Source organism: Streptomyces coeruleorubidus (assembly GCF_008705135.1).
GTDB lineage: Bacteria > Actinomycetota > Actinomycetes > Streptomycetales > Streptomycetaceae > Streptomyces > Streptomyces coeruleofuscus.
The window spans coordinates 1,402,612-1,428,582 of the sequence record NZ_CP023694.1 but is presented as its reverse complement, the minus strand read 5'-3'; the positions used below and the strand labels follow the sequence as shown (position 1 = coordinate 1,428,582).

Genomic DNA, 25,971 nt, shown 5'->3' with positions numbered 1-25,971 from the left:
GAGTAGAACCGCCCCCGGTCACACAGGTGACCGGGGGCGGTAAGACGTGCTCAGGGGCGCGGGGAACTCAGAGAACGCACTCCGCCTCGGCGTACCGATCCTCCGGCACGGTCTTCAGCGTCTCCACGGCCTCGGCCAACGACACCATCACGATGTCGGTGCCCCGCAGCGCGGTCATCTGCCCGAACTCGCCCCGGTGCACGGCCTCCACCGCGTGCCACCCGAACCGCGTGGCCAGCACCCGGTCGTAGGCGGTAGGCGTGCCACCGCGCTGCACATGCCCGAGGATCACCGGCCGGGCCTCCTTGCCGAGCCGCCCCTCCAGCTCGACCGACAGCTGACGGGCGATCCCGGCGAACCGCTCGTGCCCGTAGATGTCCTTGCCGCCCTCGTCGAACTCCATGGTCCCGGCCCGGGGCTTGGCCCCCTCCGCCGCCACCACGATCGCGAAGCGCTTGCCCGCCTCGAACCGCTCGCCGACCCGCCGGGTCAGTTCCTCTATGTCGAAGGGGCGCTCGGGTACGACGATGGCGTGCGCACCGGCCGCCATGCCGGAGTGCAGCGCGATCCAGCCGGTGTGCCGGCCCATGACCTCGACCACCAGAACCCGCTGGTGGGACTCGGCGGTGGTCTTCAGCCGGTCCAGGGCCTCGGTCGCCACCCCGACGGCCGTGTCGAAGCCGAACGTGACGTCCGTGACCGCGATGTCGTTGTCGATGGTCTTCGGCACACCCACGACGGGCAGACCGCTGTCCGACATCAGCCGCGCGGCCTTGAGCGTGCCCTCACCGCCGATGGGGATGATCGCGTCGAGGCCGAGCTCCTCGACATGGCCCTTGGCCCGCTCCACACCGTCCCGCAGATGGGAGGGCTGGACCCGGGAGGACCCCAGAATCGTGCCGCCGCGGGCGAGGATGCCACCCACCGCGTCGAGGTCGAGCTTGAGGTAGTCGCACTCCAGAAGGCCCTTCCAGCCGTCCCGGAAGCCGATGACCTCGTCGCCGTGGTCGACGACGGCGCGGTGCACGACGGACCGGATGACGGCGTTCAGGCCGGGGCAGTCGCCGCCGGACGTGAGGACACCAATGCGCATAGCCCGAAAACCTTCTCAACGTGGGCCGGGACCGGACCACGTTGTCCGGCTCGAATCCCCGCCACCCTAGCGGCATCGAGGGGCCGGACCGAAGCACGCGTCCGCCTGCTGGACGACCCCGCTCACCTGTGCGGATGTGCCGTCAGACGGGCTGTTGACCAGCAGGTTGACGCGTCCTGGCCGTACGCTGCCGCGCAGTGCTCACGCAGGTTGCTGGGCAGCAGCGATGCGCTCGTTGCGAAGTGCCTCGTACCAGCGGTCGTCGGTCGGCGGCAGCGCGTTGACGTCGAGGGCCAGCTTCAGCAGCAGGTCCGCGATCAGCGGGTTGCGCGCGAGCACCGGGCCGTGCATGTACGTGCCGAAGACGGTGTCGTTGAACGCGCCCTCCGTGCCGTCGCCCGTGCCGTTGCCGTTGCCGAAGCGCACCCGGGCGAGCGGGCGGGCGGTGGGGCCGAGGTGGGTGACGCCCTGATGGTTCTCGAAGCCGGTCAGCGGAGGCAGGCCGAGGCGCGGGTCGATGTCGCCCAGCACGTCACCGACGCACCGCGCGCCCTCGCCGCGCACGGACACCACGTCCAGCAGGCCGAGGCCGGGCTCGCGCTGGCCGAGGTCGTTGATGAACTCGTGGCCGAGGATCTGGTAGCCGGCGCACACGGAGAACACGATGGCGCCGTTCTCCACGGCCCGGGTCAGTCCGCCGTCCCGGCGCAGCCGCTCGGCCGCGAGCCGCTGCGGCCGGTCCTCGCCGCCGCCGATCAGGTAGATGTCGCCGGAGGTCGGGATCGCCTGGTCGCTGCGCACGTCCAGCCGCGCCACGTCCAGGCCGCGCTGCTGGGCCCGGCGCTGCACGACGAGGACGTTGCCCTGGTCGCCGTAGGTGCTGAGCAGGTCGGGATAGATCCAGACGACCCGCAGTTGGTTGTCGCTCACAAAAGTCCCCTGACGTCTCGTGCTCAGTTGCCGACCCGGCGGCGCAGGTCCTGGAACGCCGTGTAGTTGGCGATGACCTCGATCCGTCCCGGCGGGCACGCGGCCACGGCCTGGTCGAGGTTCTCGTACACCTGGAAGTGCTGGTCGGCGACCTCCAGGCGCACCGCGAGGTCCAGCCGCCGGTCGCCGACGACGCAGATCGGGTGGCCGGTCAGGCGCGTGTAGTCGACGTCCCACAGCCAGGAGGTGTCGGTGCCGTCGGCGGAGCGCGCGTTCACCGACAGGATGACCGGGGTGGGCGGCGGGTCGATCAGGGAGAACGTCTCCAGCCAGCCGGCCGGGTTCTTCGCCAGGAGGAGTCTGAGGTCACGGCCCTGGAACTGGACGACGTCGTACCGTCCGGCGACCGCCTGCACCTGGTACATGCGCTCCAGCGCGACCTGCGGCGGCACGCCGAACACGGCGGCGACGGCGGCCGAGGAGGCGGCGTTGGCCTTGTTGGCGCGGCCGGGCAGCTGGAGGTGGATCGGCCACGCGGAGCCGTGCGGATCCAGCACGTGGTCGCCGGAGAGTGCCCAGCTCGGCGTCGGACGGCGGAAGCCGCACTCACCGCAGTACCAGTCGTCGCCCGGGCGCTGCATCACGCCACCGCACGACGGGCAGGACCAGGCGTCGTCCTTCCACATCTGCCCGGCGGCGACCCAGATCACGTTGGGGGAGGAGGACGCCGCCCACACCACCAGCGGGTCGTCGCAGTTGGCCACGACCACGGCCTTGGAACCGGCGAGTCCCTCCCGCCAGTTCTCGGCGAGCATGCGGGTCTCGGCGGCGCGGTCGAGCTGGTCGCGGGAGAGGTTGAGCAGCGCGATGCACTTCGGCGCGGTGTCCCGGGCGACGCCGGCGAGGTACTTCTCGTCGACCTCGATCACCCCGTACCGGGCGTCCGAGCTGCCCGCGAGCGCCGAGGTGATGCCGGCCGGCATGTTGGCGCCGAGCGCGTTGGAGACGACCGGTCCCGCCGCGCGCAGGGCCTCGGCGATGAGCCGGGTGGTCGTGGTCTTGCCGTTCGTCGCCGAGACCAGGATCACGTCCAGGTTCTGCGCGAGCCGGGCGAGGAGGTCGGGGTCGAGCTTGAGCGCCACCCGGCCGCCGATCACCGAACCGCTGCCGCGCCCCGCGGCGCGGGACGCCGCCGCGACCGCCTTGCCCGCGGTCACGGCCAGCTTGGCCCGCGGCGAGAGCGGGTCCGAGTTGCCTGCCATCAGTTCTCGATCCTCCTTGCGTACGCGCCGCGCCTTGAAGCCTGACGGCCACGTGGTGTGGACCTCAGCCTATCGAGATCCATTAGCACTCCCGAACCGAGGCACTGTGGTGAACTCGTGCGGGAGGCGCGGAATGACAGGGACCTTACTCTTGCCGCCATGCGAAACAGTCCCATCCCCGGCGCCCACGGCCACGTGAGACCCCTCACCCTGCACGGAGACCCGCTCCTGCACACACCCTGCGCGGAGGTCACCGAGTTCGGCCCCGAACTGGCCCGCCTCGTGGAGGACTTGTTCGCAACCATGTACGCCGCCCAGGGCGTCGGCCTCGCCGCCAACCAGATCGGCGAGCCGCTGCGGGTCTTCGTCTACGACTGCCCCGACGACGAGGACGTCCGGCACCTCGGCCACCTGGTCAACCCGCGCCTGGTCGAGGCGGACGGAGTGGTGATCCGGGGCCCGGAGGGCTGCCTGTCCCTACCGGGCCTGGAAGCGGGCACGGAGCGCTACGACCACGCGGTGGTCGAGGGGTACACGATGACCGGAGAGCCGGTCACCGTCCACGGCACGGGCTTCTTCGCCCGCTGCCTGCAACACGAGTACGACCATCTGGAGGGCCGCATCTACGCGGACCACTTGACGGGCTGGCGCCACCGCAAGCTGATGCGGCAAGTAGCCCAGGCCTCTTGGCGCCGAGTGGATGGCTGACTCAGGGGCGCGGGGAACTGCGCGAGCAACCCCCACCGGCCCGCAGCCGAAGGGCGACGGTCAGAATCCCGGCCCACCCATTTTGTCCCCGGCAGCCGCAAGACGCCCCCACAACAGATCAGCCAGACTCCGCACCAACTCCGCACGGGAACAGGGCCGTTCCCCCAGCCACCAGTCCCCGGCGGCATGCATCATGCCGACGATCCCGTGCCCCCACACCCGCGCCAGCTGCTGCCCGCCCGGCCCGAGATCCAGCCGCTCCTCGATGACCTGGGCGAGTTCCTCCCCCATCCGCCGCAGCAACGGCGCACTGTGCTTGCCGACGTCGAAACCCTGATCCCCCGGCTGGCCCCCCTCCGCCGGATGCATCAGGAACCGGTACACCTGGGGCCGCGCCTCGATCGCGGCGAGGTACGTGTCCAGCGTCGCCTCGACCCGCTCCCGTCTCTCCGCCGGCGCGTCCAGCGCCGCCCGCAGCGAGTCCAGCAGGGCGTCGGTGTGCCGTTTGGCAAGGGCCGCGTAAAGTCCGCCCTTGTCACCGAAGTGCCGGTACAGAATCGGCTTGGTGATACCCGCTTCCGCGGCGATCGCGTTCATCGAGGCCTGCGGACCGTCGCGCAGCACCACCCGGTCGGCGGCTTCCAGCAGCTCACGCCGTCGGCGGTCGGCGGACCGTTGCTGGTCGGTCCGCTGCGTGGTGTCCATGTGCTCTCCCCACCCGTGCTGTTTCGATGACGCCTGCGCAAACTAACACTCAAAGATGCCCCAGACATCGAACGGGTGCCGACCGGTCGGTAGGAGTTGACGCGGACTACCCACCGGTAACAGACTGGTGTTACCGCAAGTAACATGCACGTGTGCCGCTGAAGGGGACCGACATGGCCGAGTTCACCATGGAGCTCAACGACGAACAGAAGGAGGTCCGGGACTGGTTGCACGGCTTCGCGGCCGATGTGATCCGTCCCGCGGCCGCCGAATGGGACGAGCGTGAAGAGACTCCCTGGCCGGTCATCCAGGAGGCCGCCAAGGTCGGCATCTACTCCCTGGACTTCTACGCCCAGCAGTACTTCGACCCGACCGGCCTCGGCATACCCATGGCCATGGAGGAGCTCTTCTGGGGCGACGCGGGCATCGCCCTGTCCATCGTCGGCACCGGCCTCGCCGCCGTGGGCGTCCTCGCCAACGGCACCGAGGAGCAGATCGGCACCTGGATCCCCCAGATGTACGGCGACGCGAGCGATGTCAAGGTCGCCGCCTTCTGCTCCTCCGAGCCCGACGCCGGCTCCGACGTGGCCTCCATGCGCACCCGGGCCGTGTACGACGAGGCCAAGGACGAGTGGGTGATCAACGGCACCAAGACCTGGGCGACCAACGGCGGTATCGCCAACGTCCATGTCGTGGTCGCGGTGGTCGACGCGGAGCTCGGCTCCAAGGGCCACGCCTCCTTCATCATCCCGCCCGGCACCGAGGGTCTGTCCCAGGGCCAGAAGTTCAAGAAGCACGGCATCCGCGCCTCGCACACCGCCGAGGTCATCCTGGACAACGTGCGCGTCCCCGGCTCCTGCCTGCTCGGCGGCAAGGAGAAGCTGGACGAGCGGCTCGCCCGGGCGCGGGAGAAGGCCAGGCAGGGTGGGGAGCGCGTGAAGAACGCGGCGATGGCCACGTTCGAGGCGTCCCGCCCGGCGGTCGGCGCCATGGCGGTCGGCACCGCCCGGGCCGCGTACGAGGTCGCCCTCGACTACGCCAAGACCAGGGAGCAGTTCGGGCGGCCGATCATCGACAACCAGGGCGTGGCGTTCCAGCTCGCGGACATGCGCACGTCCATCGACGCGGCCCGGCTCCTGGTCTGGCGCGCCTCCTGGATGGCGGTCAACGGCAAGCCGTTCACGGCGGCCGAGGGCTCGATGTCCAAGCTGTTCGCGAGCGAGACGGCCAAGAAGGTGACGGCCCAGGCGGTCCAGATCCTGGGCGGCAACGGCTACACGCGGGAGTACCCGGTGGAGCGGATGCACCGGGACGCGGCGATCTACACGATCTTCGAAGGCACCAGCGAGATCCAGCGCCTGGTGATCGCGCGGACGCTGTCGGGCATGACGATCCGGTAAGCGGCGGTACTCTCGCGCACAGGGCCCCCTCCTGATCGTGGAGGGGGCCCTGACGCGCTTTCGGGCGGACGCGACAACGCCCCCCGAGGTTGCCCCGAACCCCGAAAATTTTCTGGTTAACCGTGCAACCATGCGGTTTCTTCGCGGGTCCTTCACTTATGTGTCACAGAACCCTGGGGGGATCATGAGTAACTACAGCCGCATCAGACTCACCGCCGCAGCGGCGGCCGTGATCGGTGCGCTCACCATCACCGCGTGCGGCACCGGCGACACGGTCGTCGACAAGCCCAAGGCCAAGGCATCGGCCAAGGCCGACAGCGGGCAGAAGGCCGCGAAGAAGCCCGCCGCGAAGGCGAGCGCCGCACCGGAGGTCGCCGAGGCCGGCGACACGCTCGCCCTGAAGGGCATGGAGGCCGGCAGCAAGCTGGACGTCACCGTCGTGAAGGTCGTCGACAACGCCAAGTCCAGCGACGAGTTCATGGCTCCCGAGTCGGGCAACCGGTGGATCGCCGTGCAGTTCCGGCTCGTCAACACCGGGACCAAGGCCTACTCGGACAGTCCGCAGAACGGCGCCCAGGTGGCCGACGACCAGGGTCAGCAGTTCCAGTCCACCTTCGCCGACGTAACGGCCGGACCCTCCATGTCCTCCGACGTCAGCCTGAAGCCCGGCGCGAAGGCGCTCGGCTGGGTCGTCTTCGAGGTGCCGAAGGCGTCGAAGATGGCAACGGTCCAGTTCGCGATGGACTCCGGCTTCGCCGAGGAGACGGGGGAGTGGAAGCTGAGCTGACCCGCGGCGGAGCCCCGGCCCGGCCGCGGTGGCCGGACGGGGCTCACCGGTGGCGGAGACCGCCGTTGCCGAGGATCTCCCGACGTCGCTCGCACCACCCGGCTCCCCGAACCGGACTCCCGCTTCTGCCCGTTGTCGGGGATGCGGACGCGCGGCTCGAAGGCGAGGGTGTCAGCCCGCGCCCGGTTGATCGCCGCGCTCCGGCCGCGCGGCTCAGCCTCGGAGGGTGGTCCACCCACGATCACCCGGTGGGGCGCCGATCTGGCGCGGGACTGCTCCGTATCGCGGACGCCCGTGCCAGGCTCGTTCCGACACCCCCACGACGGAGGACGCGATGACGCACCCGGCCCGGGACCTGCTGACGACGACCACAGCCGAACTCGCCCCGGACCCGCAGTCCAACCCCTTGGTCCCCCGGATCGCCGACGGCACGGCCCCCCGCCCCGCCCTCGCCGCGCTCGCCCTGGAACAGACCTGGGTGATCCCCGCGGACCGCCGGGCGTTTCTGCACCTGGCGGAACGCTCCGCGACGACCGACCCGGAGGCGGCGGCCTTCTTCAGGACACTCGCGGAGGGCGAGGCGCTGGCGGGTGAACGGCTGGACGCCTTCGCGAGGGCGTGCGGCGTGGACGAGGCGGAGGCGGCTTCGTACGAGCCCCTTCCGGGCTGCCAGGCCTACCCCGCGTACGTCGCCTGGCTGGCCCTCAACGCCTCACCGGCGGACGTCGTCCTGGCCCTGACCGCCAACTTCTCCGCCTGGGGCGGCTATTGCTCGACGATCGCCGAGGCACTGCGGGACCGTTACGGCTTCACGGACGAGGCGTGCGGCTTCTTCGACTTCTTCGCGGAGCCGTCCCCGGAGCTGGAGAGCCAGGCGACGGTGGCGGTGCAGGCCGGCCTGGACGGGGGGCGATTGGACGAGACGAGCGCGCACCGCTACGGGCGTCTACTGCAGACGTACGAGGCCATGTTCTGGAACGCGTTGAGTGTGACTCCTTAGGGGCGCGGGGCTGTGCTTGATGTGCGGCTCCGCCGCGTGGGCGCGACCAGCCGCCACGCACCCGCACACGCCAAAACTACGTCGCACCCCCACTGCTGTGCGCGATACAAGCCACATCAATACGGTCGGCCAACTTCGCCAGCTCGATCGTCAACGCGGCGACCGTGTCCTCGTCGAGCCCCGACTCCCCGGCCTCGACAAGCCGCACCCATCGACCCCCCACCGTCCGCAACAGCTTGCTGACATCGGCCGCAGCCACCTGCAAGGTCCCGCGGTCGTCGACGATCAGGGGCAGAGTCACTTCGCGGTTCACAGACGGGATCGTAGCCCCGCAACACTCACGCACCGTGCCAAACGGTCGTGATGTTGCAGAACTCCCGGATTCCGTGCCCGGACAGCTCACGCCCGTACCCGGACCGCTTCACTCCGCCGAACGGGAACGCCGGGTGGGAGGCCGTCATCCCGTTGACGTACACACTGCCCGCCTCCAGGTCCCGGACGAACCGGTCCACCTCGGCCTCGTCCCGTGCCCACACGTTCGAACTCAGTCCGAACGGCGAGTCGTTCGCGATCAGCACGGCCTCGTCCAGGTCGGCCGCCCGGTACAGCGTGGCGACCGGCCCGAACGCCTCCTCCCGGTGGATGCGCATCTCCCGGGTGATGCCGGCGAGGATGGTCGGCGCGTAGTACCAGCCGGGGCCGTCGGGCCGTTCGCCACCGCACAGCACGTCGGCACCGCCGCGCACCGCGTCGTCGACCAGCTCCTCCAGATCGCGCAGTCCCTGCTCGCTGGAGAGCGGCCCCACCTCCGTGTCCTCGGCCATCGGGTCGCCGACCTTCAGCGCCTTCATGCCCTCGGCGAACCGCTCCGCGAAGGCGTCGTAGACGTCCGTGTGCACGATGAACCGCTTGGCGGCGATGCAGGACTGCCCGGTGTTCTGCACCCGCGCGGTCACCGCGACCTGCGCGGCCCGGTCGATGTCGGCGGAGGGCATGACGACGAAGGGGTCGCTGCCGCCCAGCTCCAGCACCGTTTTCTTGATCATCTCCCCGGCGGTGGAGGCGACCGCGCGGCCCGCGGGCTCGCTGCCGGTGAGGGTGGCCGCCTTGACGCGCTCGTCGCGCAGGATGTCGTCGACCGCGGCGGAGCCGATCAGCAGGGTCTGGAAGCAGCCCTCCGTGAAGCCCGCGCGGTGGAACAGGTCCTCCAGGTACAGGGCGGTCTGCGGGACGTTCGAGGCGTGCTTGAGCAGGCCCACGTTCCCCGCCATCAGCGCGGGCGCGGCGAAGCGGACCACCTGCCACAGCGGGAAGTTCCACGGCATGACCGCCAGCACCGGACCCAACGGCCGGTAGCGCACCCGCACGCGCGAGGCGCCGGAGTCCTTCACGTCGGTGTCGGAGGGCTCCTCGTCGGCGAGCAGCTCCTCGGCGTGGTCGGCGTACCAGCGCATCGCCTTGGCGCACTTCGCCGCCTCGGCCCGGGCCTGCTGGATCGGCTTGCCCATCTCGGTGGTCAGCACGCGGGCGATGTCCTGCTGGTCCTCTTCGAGGAGGTCGGCGGCCTTCCTCAGCAGCCGGGCGCGCTCGTCGAACGTCGTCGTCCGGTACGTGCGGAACGTGGCCTCCGCGAGCTGGAGCCGGCGCTCGATCTCCTCCTCGCCCATGGCCTCGTACGTCTTGAGCGTCTCGCCGTTCGCCGGGTTCACCGTTGCGATGGGCATGGCTGACCTCCCTCGGTGCGGGCTGTAGTCCGACCTTCCCGCGTGGCGGAGGGGACCGCAACGCGGGAGCGTCTCCTCAGGGCGAGTGCTCCACCAGGCGGTCGAGAAACGCCGCCTGCGCCTTGACGATCACCGCCCGGGCCCGGTCGAGTCCGAACCACGCCACCCGGTCCAGCTCGGGGAACTCCTGGAGCTGCCCCGACCTCGGCGGCCACTCCATCCGGAACGTGCCGGGCGCGATCGTCGCCGGGTCGAGGTCCGCCTCGATGGCCCAGGCCGTGACGATCTTGCCGTTGGTCTGCCGGACCTCGCCCAGAGCGAGGGCCTCGCCGTCCGGCGGGGGCAGCCCCAGTTCCTCCTCGAACTCGCGCCGGGCCGCCGCCCAGGCGGACTCGTCGGGCTCGTACTCGCCCTTGGGGATGCTCCACGCCCCGGCGTCGCGCCGGGCGAAGAAGGGGCCGCCCATGTGGCCGAGCAGCACTTCGAGGCCGTCGTCGGTGTGGTGGAAGAGCAGCAGGCCGGCACTGCGCTTCACGGGCTCACCTCCGGGTGCGCGGCCAGCAGCGTCTCCACCGTGTCGGCGTCCTCGGGGCGCTTGTCCTCCCGGTAGCGGACCACGCGGGCGAAGCGCAGGGTGACCCCGGCCGGGTAGCGGGTGGAGCGCTGGAGGCCGTCGTAGGCGATCTCGACGACGAGTTCCGGGCGTACGGTCACGACGTGGCCGTTGTCGTCGACGGCGAGCTGCTGAAGCCGCTCGGTCTGCCAGGTCAGCATCGCGTCGGTCATGCCCTTGAAGGTCTTGCCGAGCATGGCGAGGCCGCCGCCGGTGGTGCGGGCGCCCAGGTGGAGGTTGGAAAGCTTGCCGGTGCGGCGGCCGTGGCCCCACTCGGCGGCCAGGACGACCAGGTCGAGGGTGTGGACGGGCTTGACCTTGAGCCAGGACGCGCCTCGCCGGCCCGCGCTGTAGGGGGCGTCCAGCGCCTTGGCCACGACGCCCTCGTGGCCGCGCTTCAGGGTCTCGGCGAGGAACTCCTCCGCCGTGCCCAGGTCGTCCGGACCGGACACCGTGGTCCGGCGCACCCGCATCGGCTCGGGGACCAGCCGGGCCAGCTCGGCGTGCCGCTCGGCGAACGGCAGGTCGAGCAGGTCGTGGCCGTCGACGGACAGCGCGTCGAAGAAGACGGGGGAGACCGGCACCGCACGGGCCGCCGTCGCGACGTCCGTGCGGGAGCCGACGCGGCCGGCGGTCTCCTGGAACGAGCGGGGGCGGCCGCCCTCGTCGAAGGAGATCACCTCGCCGTCCAGGATGAACCGCTCGCCCCGCAACTCCAGGGCGGCGGACGTCACTTCGGGCAGGCGGTCGGTGATGTCGTCGAGGGTGCGGGTGTAGAGCCGTACCGTGTCGCCGTCCCGGTGCACCTGGACGCGGATGCCGTCCAGCTTCTCCTCGACCGCGCAGGCGCCGAGCTTGTCCACCGCCTCGGCGACCGAGGAGGCGCTGTGCGCCAGCATCGGCCAGACCGGGCGGCCGACAGTGAGTCGAAAGCGGTCCAGGGCGGCGGGACCGTCCGCGAGCAGCGCCTCGGCGACCGTCTGGAGGGAGCCGGCGAGCATCACGGCCCGCCGTACGTCCGCCGCCGGCGCCCCGGTCGCCTGGGCCAGTCCCTCGACCGCGACGGCGTCCAGCGCGCCCTGCCGGACCTCGCCGGTGAGCAGCCCGATCAGGAACCGCTGCTCGTCCTCGGTGGCAGCGCCCATCAACTCCCCGACCAGCCGGGCCCGTTCCGCCTGGGAGCCGGGGCCGGCGACCTTGGCGAGCTCCGACAGCCGGGCGTCCACGTCCCGCACGGTCAGGCCCGGCTCGGCGGCGGGAACGACCGGGCGGCTCAGTACCTTCCAGCCGACGCCGATCCGGCCCTGCGGCAGCCGGCCCGCCAGGTACGGGATGACGATCGGCACGTCGTCCGCCTCCGCGTCCCGGAAGAGCTCCGCGAGCAGGGCCGTCTTCCGGGACCGCGCCGAGGTGGCGGCGACCTCCTGGGACACTCGGGCCAGCCGGTGCAACAGCATGCAGCCATGGTGCACCGGAGGGGCCGCCTCTACACCCGGGCGGCCCTTCTACTCCTGGACTGCCGCGTCGAGGTCGGTCATCAGCAGATCCCCGACGATCGCGGCCGCCGCCCGGTACCCCCCGCTCGCCGCGTGCACGACCTGCTCGGCGAAGCCGATCGCGTTGCCCGCGGCCCACACGCCCGGGACGGTCGTCAGCCCGGTCGGGTCGACCACCGGGTACGCGCCGAAGGGCGTCTCGTGCAGCTCGGCGCCGAGCCGCTCCAGCAGGCCGGTCTGCGGGACGGGGCGCGGGCCGACGAACAGCACGGAGCGCGCGTGTGTCGTGCCGTCGGCGAGCCGGACACCGGTGAGCCGGTCGTCCTCGACCACCAGCCCCGCGACCTCACCCGGCACCACGTCCACCCCGGCAGCGGCCAGCCGGCGCAGATCCTCGTCGGACAGCTCCTCCTCGGCGACCGTGTGCAGGAAGAACCGCACGTCCTTCGACCACTGGGACACGATCAGCGCCTGATGCACGCTCGCCGGGCTCGACGCCAGCACCCCGAACGGCTGGTCGCGCACCTCCCAGCCGTGGCAGAACGGGCAGTGCAGCACGTCCCGGCCGAACCGCTCGGCGACCCCGGGAACCGCGGGCAGCTCGTCCTTCAGCCCGGTCGCCATCACCAGCCGCCGGGCCCGTACGGTCCGCCCGCCGGCCAGCACCACGGCGAAGTCCTCGCCCCTCTCCACCTCCACCACCCGGTCCCGCACGAGCTCCACGCCGTAGCGCGCGATCTCCTCCCGGCCGACGGCGAGGAACTCAGCGGGCGGCATCCCGTCGCGCGACAGATAGCCCTGCATGTGCGCGGCGGGCGCGTTGCGCGGCTCGCCCGCGTCGACGACCAGCGTGCGGTGCCGCGCCCGGCCCAGCACCAGAGCCGCGGACAGGCCCGCCGTACCACCGCCGACGACTACGACTGCGTACCTCTCGGTCATGGTGACCACCTCCACTGCCGAGGGTCGCTCCACTGCCACGGGATTGACAAACCTGTTTGCCGAATCTGCAATACCACCATGACTACGGACGAGGTACTCGCAGGCGTCGGCCCCCGGTTGCGGCAGATGCGCAAGGAGCGGGAGGTGACCCTGGCGGCGCTGTCCGAGAGCACCGGCATCTCCGTCAGCACCCTGTCGCGGCTGGAGTCCGGCCTGCGCAAACCCAGCCTGGAACTGCTGCTGCCGATCGCCCGGGCGCACCAGGTGGCCCTGGACGAGCTGGTCGGAGCCCCGCCGACCGGTGACCCGCGGGTGCGGTCGAAGCCGATCGAGATGTTCGGCCGCACCCACTGGCCGCTCACCCGCCAGCCCGGCGGCCTCCAGGCCTACAAGGTGCTGGAACCCCAGCGCAGACAGGAGCCGGACCCGCGCACCCACGAGGGCTACGAGTGGCTGTACGTGCTGTCCGGGAAGCTGCGCCTGGTGCTGGGCGAGCACGACGTGGTGCTGACGGCGGGGGAGGCCGCGGAGTTCGACACCCGGGTGCCGCACTGGTTCGGGTCGACGGGGGAGGGGCCCGTGGAGTTCCTCAGCCTGTTCGGGCCGCAGGGGGAGCGGATGCATGTGCGGGCGCGGCCGAAGAAGTCGTGACGCACGAGATACCAGGTGGCGGGACTCTTTCACCCGGAGACTGTTCCCTGATCGGCAAGCGACCGCTTAGTATGCGAACCGACCCCGGTCAGACGAAGCAGTCCCCCGTGGAGGCCCCGCATGCAGGCATGGCAAGTGCACGAAAACGGTGAGCCGGGTGAGGTGATGCGGCTCGTGGATGTGGAGCCGCCCACACCCGGCGACGGCCAGGTCCTGCTGAAGGTACGGGCGGCCAACATCAACTTCCCGGACGGCCTGCTGTGCCGGGGCCAGTACCAGGTCAGGCCGCCGCTGCCCTTCACCCCGGGCGTGGAGATCTGCGGCGAGACCGAGGACGGCCGCCGGGTGATCGCCAACCCGGCGCTGCCGTACGGCGGCTTCGCCGAGTACGCCGTCGCGGACTCCGCCGCGCTCCTGCCCGCGCCGGACGCCCTGGACGACGCGGAGGCCGCGGCCCTGCACATCGGCTACCAGACCGGCTGGTTCGGTCTGCACCGCCGGGCCGGTCTGGAGGCCGGCGAGACCCTGCTCGTCCACGCTGCCGCTGGAGGGGTCGGCAGCGCGGCCGTGCAGCTCGGGAAGGCCGCCGGCGCCACCGTCATCGGTGTCGTCGGCGGCTCCGGGAAGGCGGCCGTGGCTCGCGAGCTGGGCTGCGACGTCGTGATCGACCGGCGCTCCGAGGACGTCGTCGCCGCCGTCAAGGAGGCCACCGGCGGCCGGGGCGCCGACGTGATCTACGACCCGGTCGGCGGCGAGGCCTACGCCCAGTCCGCCAAGGTCGTCGCCTTCGAGGGGCGCATCGTGGTCGTCGGCTTCGCCAGCGGCACGATCCCCAGCCCGGGGCTGAACCACGCCCTGGTGAAGAACTACTCGATCCTCGGCCTGCACTGGGGCCTGTACAACACCAAGAACCCGAAGCTCGTCCAGCACTGCCACGAGCAGCTCACCGAGCTGGCCGCCCGGGGCGCGATCAAGCCGCTGGTGAGCGAACGCGTTCCGCTCGGCGGAGCGGCCGCCGCCGTGCAGAAGGTCGCGGACGGCCTCACCACCGGCCGGATCGCCGTCGTCGTGGAGGAGGCAGCATGACCAGCGCCGAGGAACTGCGCCGTCGCACACAGGACCTGCTGGCCGCCCACCCCCCGGCCTCGACCGACCGCCTGGACTTCCTCCGGGCCCGCTTCGACGCCGGACTGGCCTGGGTGCACTACCCGGAGGGCCTCGGCGGACTCGGCGCTCCCCGTTCCCTCCAGGCCGTCGTGGACGCCGAGCTGGAGGCGGCCGGGGCGCCCGACAACGACCCGCGGCGCATCGGCATCGGCCTCGGGATGGCCGCGCCGACGATCCTCAAGTACGGCACCGAAGAGCAGAAGCAGCGACTCCTCAGGCCCCTCTGGGTGGGCGAGGAGGTCTGGTGCCAGCTGTTCAGCGAGCCGGGGGCCGGGTCCGACCTGGCCGCGCTGCGTACACGAGCGGTGCGGGAGGATGGGGGCACCTCCCGCTCGAGCGAAGCCGAGAGTGGGGGAGGCTGGGTCGTCAATGGGCAGAAGGTGTGGACGTCCAGCGCCCATGTGGCCCGCTGGGCGATCCTCATCGCCCGCACCGACCCGGACGTGCCCAAGCACCGGGGCATCACGTACTTCCTCTGCGACATGACCGACCCCGGTGTCGAAGTGCGGCCGCTGCGGCAGATCACCGGCGAGGCCGAGTTCAACGAGGTCTTCCTCACCGACGTCCGCATCCCGGACTCCCGCCGGCTCGGCGAGGTCGGTGACGGCTGGCGGGTCGCGCAGACCACCCTGAACAACGAGCGCGTCGCCATCGGCGGCATGCGGCTGCCCCGCGAGGGCGGCATGATCGGCCCGGTCTCCAAGACCTGGCGCGAGCGCCCGGAGCTGCGCACCCACGACCTGCACCAGCGCCTGCTGAAGCTCTGGGGCGAGGCCGAGGTCGCCCGGCTCACCGGCGAGCGGCTGCGCCAGCAGCTCGTCGCCGGCCAGCCCGGCCCCGAGGGCGCCGGCATGAAGCTCGCCTTCGCCCGCCTCAACCAGGAGATCAGCGGCCTGGAGGTGGAACTCCTCGGGGAAGAGGGCCTGTTGTACGACGACTGGACCATGCGCCGCCCGGAGCTGGTCGACTTCACCGGCCGCGAGGCCGGCTACCGCTACCTGCGCTCCAAGGGCAACAGCATCGAGGGCGGGACCAGCGAGGTCCTGCTGAACATCGTCGCCGAGCGCGTCCTCGGCCTGCCCTCCGAACCGCGCACCGACAAGGACGTCGCCTGGAAGGACCTGGCCCGATGAGCGCACAGCCCGACCTGTTGTACTCGGAGGAGGAAGAGGCGCTGCGCGCCGCCGTCCGCGACCTGCTCGCCGACCACTGCGACGCGCCCGGCGTCATCGCCCGCATCGAGTCGGACGCGCCGCACAACCTGGCGCTGTGGAAGGCCCTCACCGACGGCATGGGCCTGGCGGGTCTGCTGGTGCCGGAGGCGCTGGACGGCCAGGGCGCCACGCACCGGGAAGCCGCCGTGGTGCTGGAGGAACTGGGCCGTGCGGTCGCGCCCGTCCCGTACCTCACGAGCGCGGTCGTCGCCACCGAGGCGCTGCTGGCCTGCGGGACCGACGACCTGCTCACCGAGCTCGCCTCCGGGACGTCGATCGGGGCCCTCGCGGTCGCCCTCAACGTCGCACCGGGTGCCGCCTACAAGGTCGTCCAGCACGAGAACGGCCTGCTGCACGGCGAACTGACCGGCATCGCGGACGCGGCCGTCGCCGACGTGCTGCTCGTGCCCGCCGACGACGGCGGTCTCTACGCGGTCGACGCCACCGCCGCGACCGTCACACCCCAGGTCTCCCTGGACCTGACCCGGCCGCTCGCGACCGTCACCCTCGACGGGGCGCCGGGCCGCCTGCTGGGCGACGCCGAGCCCGCCGTTCGCCGATCCCTGCGGGCCGGGGCCGGGCTGCTCGCCTCCGAACAGCTCGGCCTGGCCGACTGGACCCTGACGGAGACGGTCCGCTACCTCAAGGACCGCAAGCAGTTCAACCGGCCCGTCGGCGGCTTCCAGTCCCTCAAGCACCGGCTGGCCCAGCTGTGGCTGGAGGTCGCGAACCTCCGCGCGGCCGCCCGCAACGCCGCCGACGCCCTGTCGACCGGCCAGGACGCCGACGTGGCCGTCACCGTCGCCCAGGCCTACGCGGCGCCCGTGGCCGTCCACGCCGCCGAGGAGGCACTGCAACTGCACGGCGGCATCGGCATGACGTGGGAACACCCGGTGCATCTGTACCTGAAGCGCGCGAAGGCCGACTCGATCGCCTACGGTACGGCCGGAGCCCACCGGGAGGCACTGGCCGGTCTTGTCGACCTCCAGGCCCCCTGAGACACACCAGGCTGACGCCTCGCCGACGCCGCTGAAAAAGGCCCGTCCCACCAGGGGCGGGCCTTTTCGTGTGCCCTGCTCAGGTGAGGTGAACGGATGTGAACGCACGACGGCACTCCGGCCAACTCCCCGCAAGTCCCTGCTTTTTGGTCGTGCCCGAACCCCATACTCGCAGGGTTCCCGTATGGCACTTCCAGGGAGGCAGAGCATGGACCTCACCACCCGTCGCAGAGCCCTCACCACCCTCGGCGCCGCCCTCGCGGGCACGGTCGCCCTCCCCGCCGGCCACGCCCTCGCCGGCGAACGGCGCCACGGGCCCCGCCCGTTGTGGCGCGCTCACGCCCACAACGACTACGAGCACCCGCGCCCCCTGCTCGACGCCCTGGACCACCGGTTCGGCAGCGTCGAAGCCGACATCTACCTGGTCGGCGACCAACTGCTCGTCGCCCACGACCCGGAGGACCTCGACCCGGCCCGCACACTTGAGTCCCTCTACCTCGACCCGCTCGCCGCGCGCGTACGGGCCAACCGCGGCCGCGTGTACCGGGGGTACCGCGGTTCGCTGCAACTGCTCGTCGACATCAAGACCGAGGGCTCCTCGACGTACCTCGAACTCGACCGCCACCTCAGGCGCTACCGGCACCTGTTCACGACGTACGCCCACGGCCGTGTCCTTCCCGGCCCGGTCACCGCCGTCATCTCCGGCGACCGCGCGGCCCGTGCCCCCATGGAGGCCCAGACCGTCCGGCGCGCCTTCTACGACGGCCGGCTCGCCGACCTCGGCAGCCAGGCGCCGGCCTCCTTCGTCCCGCTGATCAGCGACAACTGGACGCTCAACTTCACCTGGCGGGGCGTGGGCACCTTCCCGGACGCCGAGCGGGAGAAGCTGCGGGGCATCGTCCGGGCCGCGCACAACCGGAGGCAGAAGGTGCGGTTCTGGGCGACCCCGGACCTGGCCGGGCCCGCCCGGGAAGCACTGTGGGCCGAACTGCTCGCCGCGGACGTCGACTACCTCAACACCGACGACCTCGCCGGACTGGAGGCTTTCCTGGACGCCCGGCGGGCGGCGTAGACGCGTACGAAACGTCGGACACCTTGGACACGTAGGACACGTAGGACACGGACATCACACGTTCGGCGGACAGGTCAGCCGCCCGGACGGACCCTCCGCTACGCCACACTTACGGCCGAACGCCGTGAACCGGACATAGCGGCGTGGCGGAGGAGTCGACGATGGCCATTTCCATCTCTGTGGTGCTGCTGCTCGCGATCCTGGCGGTGATCTTCGTGCGCAACGGCGGTCTGAAGGTCTCCCATGCTCTGGTCTGCCTGCTGCTCGGCTTCTACCTGGCCAGCACCAGCGTCGCCCCCACCATCCACAGCGGCCTCACGGCGACGGCGGACATCGTCAGCAGTCTGCGGCCCTGACGTCACGTCCCCGAGAACACGCCGATGCCGTTCGGAACGGCCCGTTCGGCGCCGCCACTGGGATGGTTGCGCACGGAGACGGTGCTCGCGCCCGCCTTCCGGGCGACCAGCGTCGACGACCCGCCGCCGTCCAGGCTGAAGGCGTCGTCCGAGCCCAGCTTCCTCATGGTGTCGGCCACTTCGGCGATCGTCAGGCCGCTGCGGTAGGCGGCGGCGCCGTCCAGCGCGAGCAGCAGCATGCGCCGCCCGCTGTCGGCGATCCCCACGGCCGTGCGGACGGCCGACGCCGTGTCGTCCAGGCCCGGCAGCGGCTGCCCGCCCGTGAGGACCGGGTAGCCGCCGAGGGCGAGGCGGTACGCGGCGCCGTCCGTCGCCGCCACGAGACGGTGCTCGACCTCGACCGCTTCGCCGGTGGCCAGCTTCCGCAGCTGCTGGGCCCCGGCCTCCCGGCCGACCAGGACGGTCGTCCCCGCGGCGATGGCACCGCTGCCGGGCGTGTCGGCGGCCGACACGACCTTGCCGTCGCGGACCGTCACCTCGTACGTGTCCGAACTGCACGGCGCGGCCCGGTCCGTGTCCGTGCCGCACGTGGCCCGCACGCGGGAGACGCTGCCCCAGTCGGAGGTGAACGCCCCGACCGAACCCACCGGCAGCGCGTACTGGTTGAGCCCGCCCAGCGGCATCTGCCCCTCGGCCGTACGGACCGAGCCGTCCAGAGCCAGCCGGTCCAGCCGCGCCACTCCGTCGGTGCCGACGCCGAACACGTCCTCGGTGGTCGTGCCGGGCGGCAGCGCGGGCCCGAAACGCTGGCCGTTCGGCACGGCCGCCTTGAGCGTCCGCCCGGCCGCGATCGCCGGGCCGACGCTCGCGCCGGTCACCTCGACGCCCGGATGCTGCGCCTCGGTGATGTTGAAGAAGTCGCCGTTGACACCGGCGACGGCCCCCTGGACGTCGGCCATCCGCGAGACCTGCGCCCGCGAGGCCACCGCCCCGGGATACAGCAGATCGACCCGTACCTGCGGATGGCCCAGGTCCACCTTCAGTACGTGCGCGTGGGTCACCCCCCTGGCCGCCTTGATGTCGAACTCCTCGTACGTGACACCCGGCGCGACCCGTACGCCCTTCTGGACGGCGCCGGCCGGAGCCGCCCCCACCAGGGCCGCACCGGCCAGCGCGCCGAACGCCGTGAGAAACGCCAGTACCGCTCTGCCTGCTCCCCGTCGCCTGCGACGACCTGTCACCGTGCCCCCTGATGCCTCGTCAACTGTCCGGACCCTCAGGGGCAGTGCACCAGACCACGAGGGCCGGCAGGGTGGCTGAGCGCCGACTACGCGGGAACGGCTGAAAAAACGCACCCCTCTGGGTGCTTCAGCTGTCGCCCGTTCCGGTGTCGTACGGCGTGAAGTGAGCAGGCGCGTGGTCGATCGCCAGACCCGGCCGCCAGGCGGTGAGGGCCTGCGCGCTGCACACGAACAGCTCCTCCGGCAGCCGGTCCAGGGCGAACCAGCGCCAGCGGCCCACGCTCTCGCCGGGCTGGTCCGAGGGCTCTCCCCGCCAGGCGGTGACCCGGGAGGCCACCGTCACCCGTACGACACCGCCGGCGTCGTCGAGGAGCGTCCCCAGCAGCCGGACGTCCTCCGGCCGGGCGTCGAGCCCCGTCTCCTCGCCGAGTTCGCGCACGACCGCCTCCCGCAACGACTCCCCTGGCTCCACCGTCCCGCCGGGCAGCTCCCACGTCCCGTGCCGGTGCCGGCCCAGGAGCAGTCCCCGGGGCCCGTGCAGGATGGCGCCGACCCCCAGTGCGGCGTGGGCCACCGGCGGCTTGGCGGTGCGCGGCCGGGAGGAGACGCGCACGGGCCGAGTCACCCGGAAGAGCCGGTACGACGCGTGGTTGCCGTCCTGAGGTGTGTCGAGGACGTCGACCTGCTCCACGCGCAGCCCGTGCTCGGCGAGCAGGGCCGTCCAGAGCTCCGGGCCGAGCACCCACATCTGGACGGTGACGTCCCCGCCGCCGGCCAGCCGCAGGACCTCCGGCCGGGCGACGACGTCGTCCGACGGTCCGTCACCGTGCGAGTTGGTGTGCAGCACGGTGAAGCAGAGCCTGCCGCCCGGCCTTAGCGCCGCCGCCAGGGCGGGCAGCAGCCGGTGCGGGTCGATGTACGGCACCGCGTTGACCGAGTAGATGACGTCGTACGGCTCCGCCGAGCGCAGATGCTCCACCGCGTCGGCCAGGACCAGCCGCAGCCCGGGCAGGGAGCCGTAGCGGGCCCGCGCCCGTTCGTGCTGCCCGGCCGATGAGTCGACCGCGTCCACCAGCGCGCCGTGAGCACGGACCAGATGGGCGGCGTGCCGGGCCGGGCCGCACCCGAGGTCCAGCACGCGTCGGCCCGTCAGCTCCCCGAGCACCTCGATCCCCGGCCCCGCGCCCTCGAACCCCCAGTCGATCCGCGTCACCTCGGGCAACACCGTGCCACGCCGCAGGTGGTGTTCTCCGTACGCACGCCAGGCCTCCGCGTTGACGGCCTCCGGTCGCGTCACCAAGTCTCAGCCGCCCGCCACGGCGTCGCGCGGAAGAACCGCGACACGGTGGAAGTTGCACGCGGCGAGCCCCGGCTCCTCGCCGGCGGGCCGGGTCTGGTGGGACTTGAGGGCGATGCTCACCAGGCTCAGCAGCAGGTCGATGTCCGCCTCGCAGTCGAGGTGGACCGTCGCCCAGCACGATCCGGGAACCAGGTGTATCGCGCTCGAACCGGCCAGGTCGTAATGGAAGCGCTGGATGGCCCGGCGGGTGAGGTGGAGGTCCACGTCCCGTGCCGAGTGGAAGTGGACGATCTCGTCACGGACGGAACGGAGTGCCCGTCCGGTACCGCAACTCGCCGGGCCCGCCATCAGGTCGGGCCAGGCCTGCAGACGCTCCAGGGCGCGCTGGGCCAGAGTCATGGTCCCATCGTCGCGTGCTTACCGTGCCGCAACCAGAGGTTGAGCGATTTGTAACCGGGACGTGAGGTGGGGGCGAGGGGTAAGAGGGGCGGAGAAGTGCGGTGTTCTCAGGCGTACTTGTCGACCAGTCTCATATAGCGCTTCCAGTCCCAGTGGCGGCCCGGATCGGTGTGGTCGCTGCCCGGTACCTCGTGGTGGCCGATGATGTGCGCCCGGTTCCTGGGGATGTCGTACCTCGCGCAGATCGCCGCGGTGAGCCGGGCCGACCGCTGGTACATGGCGTCGGTGAAGTACTTGGGTCGGCTCGCCCAGCCTTCGTGCTCGATGCCGATGCTGCGGGTGTTGTAGTCCCAGTTCCCCGCGTGCCACGCGATGTCGGTCTCGCGCACGCACTGCGCCACGTGCCCGTCGGACGAGCGCACCACGTAGTGCGCGGACACCTTCGTCCTGGGGTTCCGGAAGACGGACAGGGTGCCGGAGTAGGTCGTCTGCGCGACGTGGACGACCACGTAGTGCAGCGGATGGGCGCGGGGGCGGTTCGACGGTGTGTAGTTGCTGCGGCTCGCGGGGTGCCACGCGGCTCCGGGGTGGTCGACTGCCTGGGGCCGGGCGGCGGCCCGTGCGTCGGGGAACAGGGCGTACGGGACGGCGGCGAGGGCGGTGCCCATGAGGAGTCCTCGCCTGCTGGGAAAGGGGGTTGTCCGTTCCATGAGTGTGTGCCTTCCAGGCTCGACGGCGGGTGTCACTTGCTCAACTGCTCGGAGCGGCGGCCATGGTGGTCGCGGCCCGCGTGGATCAAGTTACGGCGCCTGCCGGTCGGCCCGAGGGCAGCGAGGATTTCCGGTGGAGGGACGCGGAGATGTGGACAACTCGCCCACCCGGCCGGGTGATTGACGGGCTTCGTGAGTCGGCTCCAATCGCGTGCCGCTCCTGCTCCGCCTGTAGGTCGGGGCTGGCTCTCAGGCCCGCTCGGCAACGGTGGCCGGATCGTCCAGCACCGCCCGCACGACCGAGTGCGCGGCCCCCAGCAGAGGTCCCTGAGGACCCAGCCGGGACACGGACACGGGACAGGCCGGACCAGCCGTCCGGCGCGCCAACTCCTCCCGCAACGACGGCAGCAGCCACGGCGCCAACCCCGACAGCTCCCCGCCCAGCACCACGCTCTCCGGGTCGAGCAGGTTGACCGCCCCGGTCAGGGCGACTCCGAGCGCGGTGCCCGCGTCGCGCAGGGCACGGCGTACGTCCTCGTCGCCCTCGGCGGCGCGCCCGGCCAGCAGCCCGACCCGGTCCTCGTCCGGCTCCAGTCCGGCCGCGCGCAGCACCGCCTCCTCACCGGCGTACTGCTCCAGACACCCGCGCCCGCCGCACGCGCACTCCGGCCCGTCCGGCTGGACCGGCACGTGCCCCAACTCGCCCGCGAAGCCACGGGTTCCGCGCAGCAGTCCGCCGTCCACCACGACCGCCGCCCCGATGCCGATCTCCGCCGACACGTGCAGGAAGTCGCGCGGCGTGCCCTCGCCGAGCCAGAGCTCGGCCAGCGCGCCGAAGTTGGCCTCGTTGTCCACGGTCAGCGGGAGGTCCGCCGGCAGCAGGCCACCGAGGTCCGTGTCGTGCCAGTCGAGGTTCGGGGCGCGTACGACGGTCCGGGCGTCGCGCGCCACCAGACCGGGCACGGCCACGGCGAGACCGGCCGGCCACAGGCCCTCGCCCTCCGCCTCGGTGACGACCCGGTGGATGAGTTCGGTCAGCTCGGCGAGCACGGGCTCGGGGGAGCGGCCGCGGTTCGCGCCCTGGCGTATCGCGCGCGACCGGGTCGCGCCGCGCAGGTCCACGGCACAGACCGCGAGATGGTCGACACCGACCTCCGCGCCGATCCCCGCCGGGCCGCGTCCGCTCAGCGCGAGCGCGGAGCCGGGGCGGCCCACCCGGCCGGGCCGTTCGGGCCCCAGTTCCTCCAGCAGCCCCGAGCGGATGAGTTCGTCGACGAGGGTCGACACCGCCGCCCGGGTCAGGCCGATCCGCGAGGCGACGGCGGCCCGAGACAGCGGCCCCTCGGCACGGACGGCGTGCAGGACACGGGCGAGGTTGCGGCGGCGCATGCCCTGCTGGGTGTCCGGCAGGGCGCGTCCGGGCCCCGCCGGACGGGCCTCGTGCAGTGGTGCGGTCATGCCTGACGCCAGTCCTCAGTGGGTGTCCGTGGGCCGCTCCAGCAGCGGAGCCGCGTCGGAGAGTACCCCGGCGATCCTGGCCAGCGTCTCCTCGTCCCGCTCGACGGCGTCGAGGACGGGCCCGGCCGCCGTGTTCCAGCGCCGGGCGACCGCCGCCGGGTCCTCCCCGGTCAGTACCCCGGCCGCCTGCGCGGCGGCGCCGAGCGCCACCAGCTCCTTGGCCTCGGGCACCTGCACGGGACGCCCCGACAGCCGCAGGACGGTCTGCTGCCAGGCCGCGCCCCGGGCACCGCCGCCGATCAGCAGCAGGGGCGCCGAGGGGTCCGCGTCCTGGTCCAGGACCAGGTCGAGTGCGCCGAGCAGGGAGTGGACGGCACCGTCGTAGGCGGCCTGGAGCAGCTGGCCGGCGGTCGTGTCGTGGCGCAGGCCGTGCAGCAGGCCGGAGGCGTTCGGCAGGTTCGGGGTGCGTTCGCCGTCCAGGAAGGGCAGCAGCGTCACGGCCGCGCCGGGCTCGACGGTCTCGCGGTCCAGACCCAGCAGCGTCGCGACGCGGTCCACGGCGAGCGTGCAGTTCAGGGTGCAGGCCAGCGGCAGCCAGTCACCGCGGGCGTCGGCGAAACCGGCCACCGTGCCGCTCGGGTCGGCGGGCCGCCGCTGCGACACCGCGTACACCGTGCCCGAGGTGCCCAGGCTCATCACCGGCATGCCCGGACGCAGTCCGAGGCCCAGCGCGGCGGCGGCGTTGTCGCCGGTGCCGGGGGCGACCAGGGTGCCCTTGGAGAACGGCAGGTCGTGGCTGTCGCGCACCGTGCCCGCCACCTCGCCGGGCCGGACCACACGGGGCAGCAGGACCGGGTCCAGCCCCACGTGCGCCAGGATCTCCTCGTCGTACGCCTCCGTACCGGACGCCCACCAGCCCGTCCCGGAGGCGTCGCCGCGGTCGGTCGTGCCCTGCCCGGTGAGCCGCCCGGTGAGGTAGTCGTGGGGGAGGCGCACGGCCTTCGTGGCGCGCGCCGCCTCGGGCTCGTGCTCGGCCAGCCAGGCCCACTTGGTGATCGTGAAGGAGGCGGCCGGGACACTGCCGGTGCGTTCGGCCCAGAACTTGGCACCGCCCAGTTCCTCGGTCAGCCGGCGCGCCTGCGGCGCCGAGCGCACGTCGTTCCACAGGAGCGCCGGGCGCACCGGCTCGCCCCGCTCGTCCAGCGTGACCAGGCCGTGCTGCTGTCCGCCGACCGACACCGCGGCGGCCTCGTGCGCCGCCTCGCCGCACTGGCGCAGGGCCTCGCACAACGCGTCCCACCACTGGCGCGGATCGCTCTCGCGCCCGGCCCCCGAGGAGACGGTGTGCGGCGCCTGGCCGGTGGCGACGACCCGGCCGGTGGCCGCGTCGACGACCAGCGCCTTCGTGGACTGGGTGGACGAGTCCACGCCGACGACGAGCGGACCCTCGGCTTCTGACATCGGGTTTCTCCCTCTGCTCTCGTCCCGAGACACCTTGTCTCTTCCCAGGAAGGTGCTCGCATACTAATTTGTAAATCGGCATGACGAAATAGCCTCAGCGAGCAAGGAGCCGCGGCATGAGCTACCAGCCCACCCCCGAGGACAGGTTCACCTTCGGACTGTGGACCGTCGGCTGGCAGGGACGGGATCCCTTCGGCGACGCCACGCGGCGTGCCCTCGACCCGGTCGAGACGGTGCAGCGACTGGCCGAGCTGGGCGCCCACGGCGTCACCTTCCACGACGACGACCTGATCCCGTTCGGCTCGAACGACACCGAGCGCGAGGCCCACATCAAGCGCTTCCGGCAGGCGCTGGACGCCACGGGCATGAAGGTCCCGATGGCCACCACCAACCTCTTCACGCACCCGGTCTTCAAGGACGGCGCGTTCACCGCCAACGACCGCGACGTGCGCCGCTACGCCCTGCGCAAGACCATCCGCAACATCGACCTCGCCGTCGAGCTCGGCGCCCAGGTGTACGTGGCCTGGGGCGGCCGGGAGGGTGCCGAGTCGGGCGCCGCCAAGGACGTCCGCGCGGCCCTGGACCGGATGAAGGAGGCCTTCGACCTGCTCGGCGAGTACGTCACCTCCCAGGGCTACGACCTGCGCTTCGCGATCGAGCCCAAGCCGAACGAGCCGCGCGGCGACATCCTGCTGCCGACCGTCGGCCACGCCCTGGCGTTCATCGAGCGCCTGGAGCGGCCGGAGCTGTACGGCGTCAACCCCGAGGTCGGGCACGAGCAGATGGCCGGGCTGAACTTCCCGCACGGCATCGCGCAGGCGCTGTGGGCGGGCAAGCTGTTCCACATCGACCTCAACGGCCAGTCCGGCATCAAGTACGACCAGGACCTGCGCTTCGGCGCCGGCGACCTGCGGTCCGCGTTCTGGCTGGTCGACCTGCTGGAGTCGGCTGGTTACACCGGTCCGCGGCACTTCGACTTCAAGCCGCCGCGGACCGAGGACCTCGACGGGGTGTGGGCGTCGGCGGCCGGCTGCATGCGCAACTACCTCATCCTCAAGGAGCGCGCCGCCGCCTTCCGCGCCGACCCGGAGGTCCAGGAGGCTCTGAGCGCGGCCCGCCTGGACGAGCTGGCCCAGCCGACCGCCGCGGACGGTCTCCAGGCCCTGCTCGCCGACCGGTCGGCCTTCGAGGCCTTCGACGTCGAGGCGGCCGCCGCCCGCGGCATGGCCTTCGAGCGTCTGGACCAGCTGGCGATGGATCACCTGCTGGGGGCCCGCGGCTGAGCGC

General features: G+C 72.0%; 26 protein-coding genes. 11 read left to right on the top strand and 15 right to left on the bottom strand.

The annotated features are described in order from the left end of the window. Positions 1 to 67 precede the first annotated feature (67 nt). From CP976_RS06425 to CP976_RS06415, 3 genes are all read right to left on the bottom strand, one after another. Entirely contained in the window at positions 68 to 1,093 is a 1,026-nt protein-coding gene (locus CP976_RS06425) for a 6-phosphofructokinase (protein WP_150479445.1), read from the bottom strand. Positions 1,094 to 1,294: 201 nt separating this feature from the next. Further along, entirely contained in the window at positions 1,295 to 2,023 is a 729-nt protein-coding gene (locus CP976_RS06420; protein WP_150479444.1) for a type 1 glutamine amidotransferase, read from the bottom strand. Positions 2,024 to 2,046: 23 nt separating this feature from the next. Further along, on the bottom strand, positions 2,047 to 3,285 hold the full coding sequence (locus CP976_RS06415) for a MurT ligase domain-containing protein (protein WP_150479443.1): 1,239 nt from the start codon (positions 3,283 to 3,285) through the stop codon (positions 2,047 to 2,049). 159 nt (positions 3,286 to 3,444) lie between these two features. On the opposite strand from CP976_RS06415, the gene def reads away from it, so the two are divergent. Next, positions 3,445 to 3,993, top strand: coding sequence for a peptide deformylase (def, locus tag CP976_RS06410; protein ID WP_150479442.1), 549 nt, complete (start codon positions 3,445 to 3,447; stop codon positions 3,991 to 3,993). 60 nt (positions 3,994 to 4,053) lie between these two features. Here the strand turns inward: def and CP976_RS06405 are convergent, their stop codons facing one another. Next, positions 4,054 to 4,698, bottom strand: a complete 645-nt coding sequence (locus CP976_RS06405) for a TetR/AcrR family transcriptional regulator (RefSeq protein WP_086840448.1) — start codon at positions 4,696 to 4,698, stop codon at positions 4,054 to 4,056. A 173-nt stretch (positions 4,699 to 4,871) separates the two neighbouring features. Between CP976_RS06405 and CP976_RS06400 the strand changes: the two genes are divergently transcribed. The 3 genes from CP976_RS06400 to CP976_RS06390 all read left to right on the top strand — a co-directional run bounded on the left by CP976_RS06400 (position 4,872) and on the right by CP976_RS06390 (position 7,885). Continuing rightward, positions 4,872 to 6,098: an acyl-CoA dehydrogenase family protein gene (locus CP976_RS06400; RefSeq protein WP_150485250.1), complete on the top strand. Its 1,227-nt coding sequence runs from the start codon at positions 4,872 to 4,874 to the stop codon at positions 6,096 to 6,098. A gap of 184 nt (positions 6,099 to 6,282) precedes the next feature. After that, positions 6,283 to 6,885, top strand: coding sequence for a DUF4352 domain-containing protein (locus CP976_RS06395; RefSeq protein WP_150479441.1), 603 nt, complete (start codon positions 6,283 to 6,285; stop codon positions 6,883 to 6,885). 334 nt (positions 6,886 to 7,219) lie between these two features. Beyond that, positions 7,220 to 7,885, top strand: a complete 666-nt coding sequence (locus tag CP976_RS06390) for a thiaminase II/PqqC family protein (RefSeq protein WP_150479440.1) — start codon at positions 7,220 to 7,222, stop codon at positions 7,883 to 7,885. Between the two features lie 76 nt (positions 7,886 to 7,961). On the opposite strand, the gene CP976_RS06385 is transcribed toward CP976_RS06390, so the two are convergent. The 5 genes from CP976_RS06385 to CP976_RS06365 form a co-directional block, all read right to left on the bottom strand. Beyond that, positions 7,962 to 8,198: a DUF6213 family protein gene (locus CP976_RS06385; RefSeq protein ID WP_059417701.1), complete on the bottom strand. Its 237-nt coding sequence runs from the start codon at positions 8,196 to 8,198 to the stop codon at positions 7,962 to 7,964. A 25-nt stretch (positions 8,199 to 8,223) separates the two neighbouring features. After that, positions 8,224 to 9,609 carry an NADP-dependent succinic semialdehyde dehydrogenase gene (locus CP976_RS06380; protein WP_150479439.1) on the bottom strand — a complete coding sequence of 462 codons (1,386 nt, stop codon included), beginning with the start codon at positions 9,607 to 9,609 and terminating at the stop codon, positions 8,224 to 8,226. 76 nt (positions 9,610 to 9,685) lie between these two features. Beyond that, the gene (locus CP976_RS06375; RefSeq protein WP_086840459.1) at positions 9,686 to 10,144 is read right to left on the bottom strand and encodes an NUDIX hydrolase; all 459 of its coding nucleotides are present in this window, start codon (positions 10,142 to 10,144) and stop codon (positions 9,686 to 9,688) included. Next, entirely contained in the window at positions 10,141 to 11,679 is a 1,539-nt protein-coding gene (locus tag CP976_RS06370) for an ATP-dependent DNA ligase (protein WP_150479438.1), read from the bottom strand. Before CP976_RS06370 ends, CP976_RS06375 begins: the two co-directional genes overlap by 4 nt. Positions 11,680 to 11,727: 48 nt before the next feature. Further along, the gene (locus CP976_RS06365) at positions 11,728 to 12,657 is read right to left on the bottom strand and encodes an NAD(P)/FAD-dependent oxidoreductase (protein WP_150479437.1); all 930 of its coding nucleotides are present in this window, start codon (positions 12,655 to 12,657) and stop codon (positions 11,728 to 11,730) included. A 78-nt stretch (positions 12,658 to 12,735) separates the two neighbouring features. Here CP976_RS06365 and CP976_RS06360 point away from each other — a divergent pair, with 78 nt between their 5' ends. The 6 genes from CP976_RS06360 to CP976_RS06335 all read left to right on the top strand — a co-directional run bounded on the left by CP976_RS06360 (position 12,736) and on the right by CP976_RS06335 (position 18,115). Continuing rightward, a complete protein-coding gene (locus tag CP976_RS06360; protein WP_150479436.1) occupies positions 12,736 to 13,308 on the top strand; it encodes a helix-turn-helix domain-containing protein in 573 nt (190 codons plus the stop codon). 120 nt (positions 13,309 to 13,428) lie between these two features. Further along, positions 13,429 to 14,394 carry an NADPH:quinone oxidoreductase family protein gene (locus tag CP976_RS06355; RefSeq protein ID WP_150479435.1) on the top strand — a complete coding sequence of 322 codons (966 nt, stop codon included), beginning with the start codon at positions 13,429 to 13,431 and terminating at the stop codon, positions 14,392 to 14,394. After that, positions 14,391 to 15,608, top strand: a complete 1,218-nt coding sequence (locus tag CP976_RS06350) for an acyl-CoA dehydrogenase family protein (RefSeq protein WP_150479434.1) — start codon at positions 14,391 to 14,393, stop codon at positions 15,606 to 15,608. Before CP976_RS06355 ends, CP976_RS06350 begins: the two co-directional genes overlap by 4 nt. Then, the gene (locus tag CP976_RS06345; RefSeq protein WP_150479433.1) at positions 15,605 to 16,687 is read left to right on the top strand and encodes an acyl-CoA dehydrogenase family protein; all 1,083 of its coding nucleotides are present in this window, start codon (positions 15,605 to 15,607) and stop codon (positions 16,685 to 16,687) included. The genes CP976_RS06350 and CP976_RS06345 overlap by 4 nt, the downstream gene beginning before the upstream one ends. A 208-nt stretch (positions 16,688 to 16,895) precedes the next feature. Continuing rightward, a complete protein-coding gene (locus CP976_RS06340) occupies positions 16,896 to 17,759 on the top strand; it encodes a phosphatidylinositol-specific phospholipase C/glycerophosphodiester phosphodiesterase family protein (protein WP_150479432.1) in 864 nt (287 codons plus the stop codon). 161 nt (positions 17,760 to 17,920) lie between these two features. Next, positions 17,921 to 18,115 (top strand): hypothetical protein, encoded by a 195-nt coding sequence (locus CP976_RS06335; RefSeq protein ID WP_150479431.1) that lies wholly within the window; start codon positions 17,921 to 17,923, stop codon positions 18,113 to 18,115. Positions 18,116 to 18,117: 2 nt separating this feature from the next. On the opposite strand, the gene CP976_RS06330 is transcribed toward CP976_RS06335, so the two are convergent. The 6 genes from CP976_RS06330 to xylB form a co-directional block, all read right to left on the bottom strand. Further along, complete coding sequence (locus CP976_RS06330; RefSeq protein ID WP_229876075.1) at positions 18,118 to 19,356, bottom strand: phosphodiester glycosidase family protein; 1,239 nt, start codon at positions 19,354 to 19,356, stop codon at positions 18,118 to 18,120. Between the two features lie 127 nt (positions 19,357 to 19,483). Continuing rightward, the gene (locus CP976_RS06325; RefSeq protein WP_150479430.1) at positions 19,484 to 20,656 is read right to left on the bottom strand and encodes a bifunctional class I SAM-dependent methyltransferase/NUDIX hydrolase; all 1,173 of its coding nucleotides are present in this window, start codon (positions 20,654 to 20,656) and stop codon (positions 19,484 to 19,486) included. 3 nt (positions 20,657 to 20,659) lie between these two features. After that, on the bottom strand, positions 20,660 to 21,055 hold the full coding sequence (locus CP976_RS06320) for a luciferase domain-containing protein (protein ID WP_150479429.1): 396 nt from the start codon (positions 21,053 to 21,055) through the stop codon (positions 20,660 to 20,662). A 107-nt stretch (positions 21,056 to 21,162) separates the two neighbouring features. After that, positions 21,163 to 21,765, bottom strand: coding sequence for an N-acetylmuramoyl-L-alanine amidase (locus tag CP976_RS06315; RefSeq protein WP_150479428.1), 603 nt, complete (start codon positions 21,763 to 21,765; stop codon positions 21,163 to 21,165). A 249-nt stretch (positions 21,766 to 22,014) separates the two neighbouring features. Beyond that, positions 22,015 to 23,223 carry an ROK family transcriptional regulator gene (locus CP976_RS06310; RefSeq protein ID WP_150479427.1) on the bottom strand — a complete coding sequence of 403 codons (1,209 nt, stop codon included), beginning with the start codon at positions 23,221 to 23,223 and terminating at the stop codon, positions 22,015 to 22,017. Positions 23,224 to 23,238: 15 nt separating this feature from the next. Beyond that, the gene (gene xylB / locus CP976_RS06305; protein ID WP_150479426.1) at positions 23,239 to 24,684 is read right to left on the bottom strand and encodes a xylulokinase; all 1,446 of its coding nucleotides are present in this window, start codon (positions 24,682 to 24,684) and stop codon (positions 23,239 to 23,241) included. A 116-nt stretch (positions 24,685 to 24,800) separates the two neighbouring features. Between xylB and xylA the strand changes: the two genes are divergently transcribed. Next, positions 24,801 to 25,967 (top strand): xylose isomerase, encoded by a 1,167-nt coding sequence (xylA, locus tag CP976_RS06300; RefSeq protein ID WP_150479425.1) that lies wholly within the window; start codon positions 24,801 to 24,803, stop codon positions 25,965 to 25,967. Positions 25,968 to 25,971: the final 4 nt, after the last annotated feature.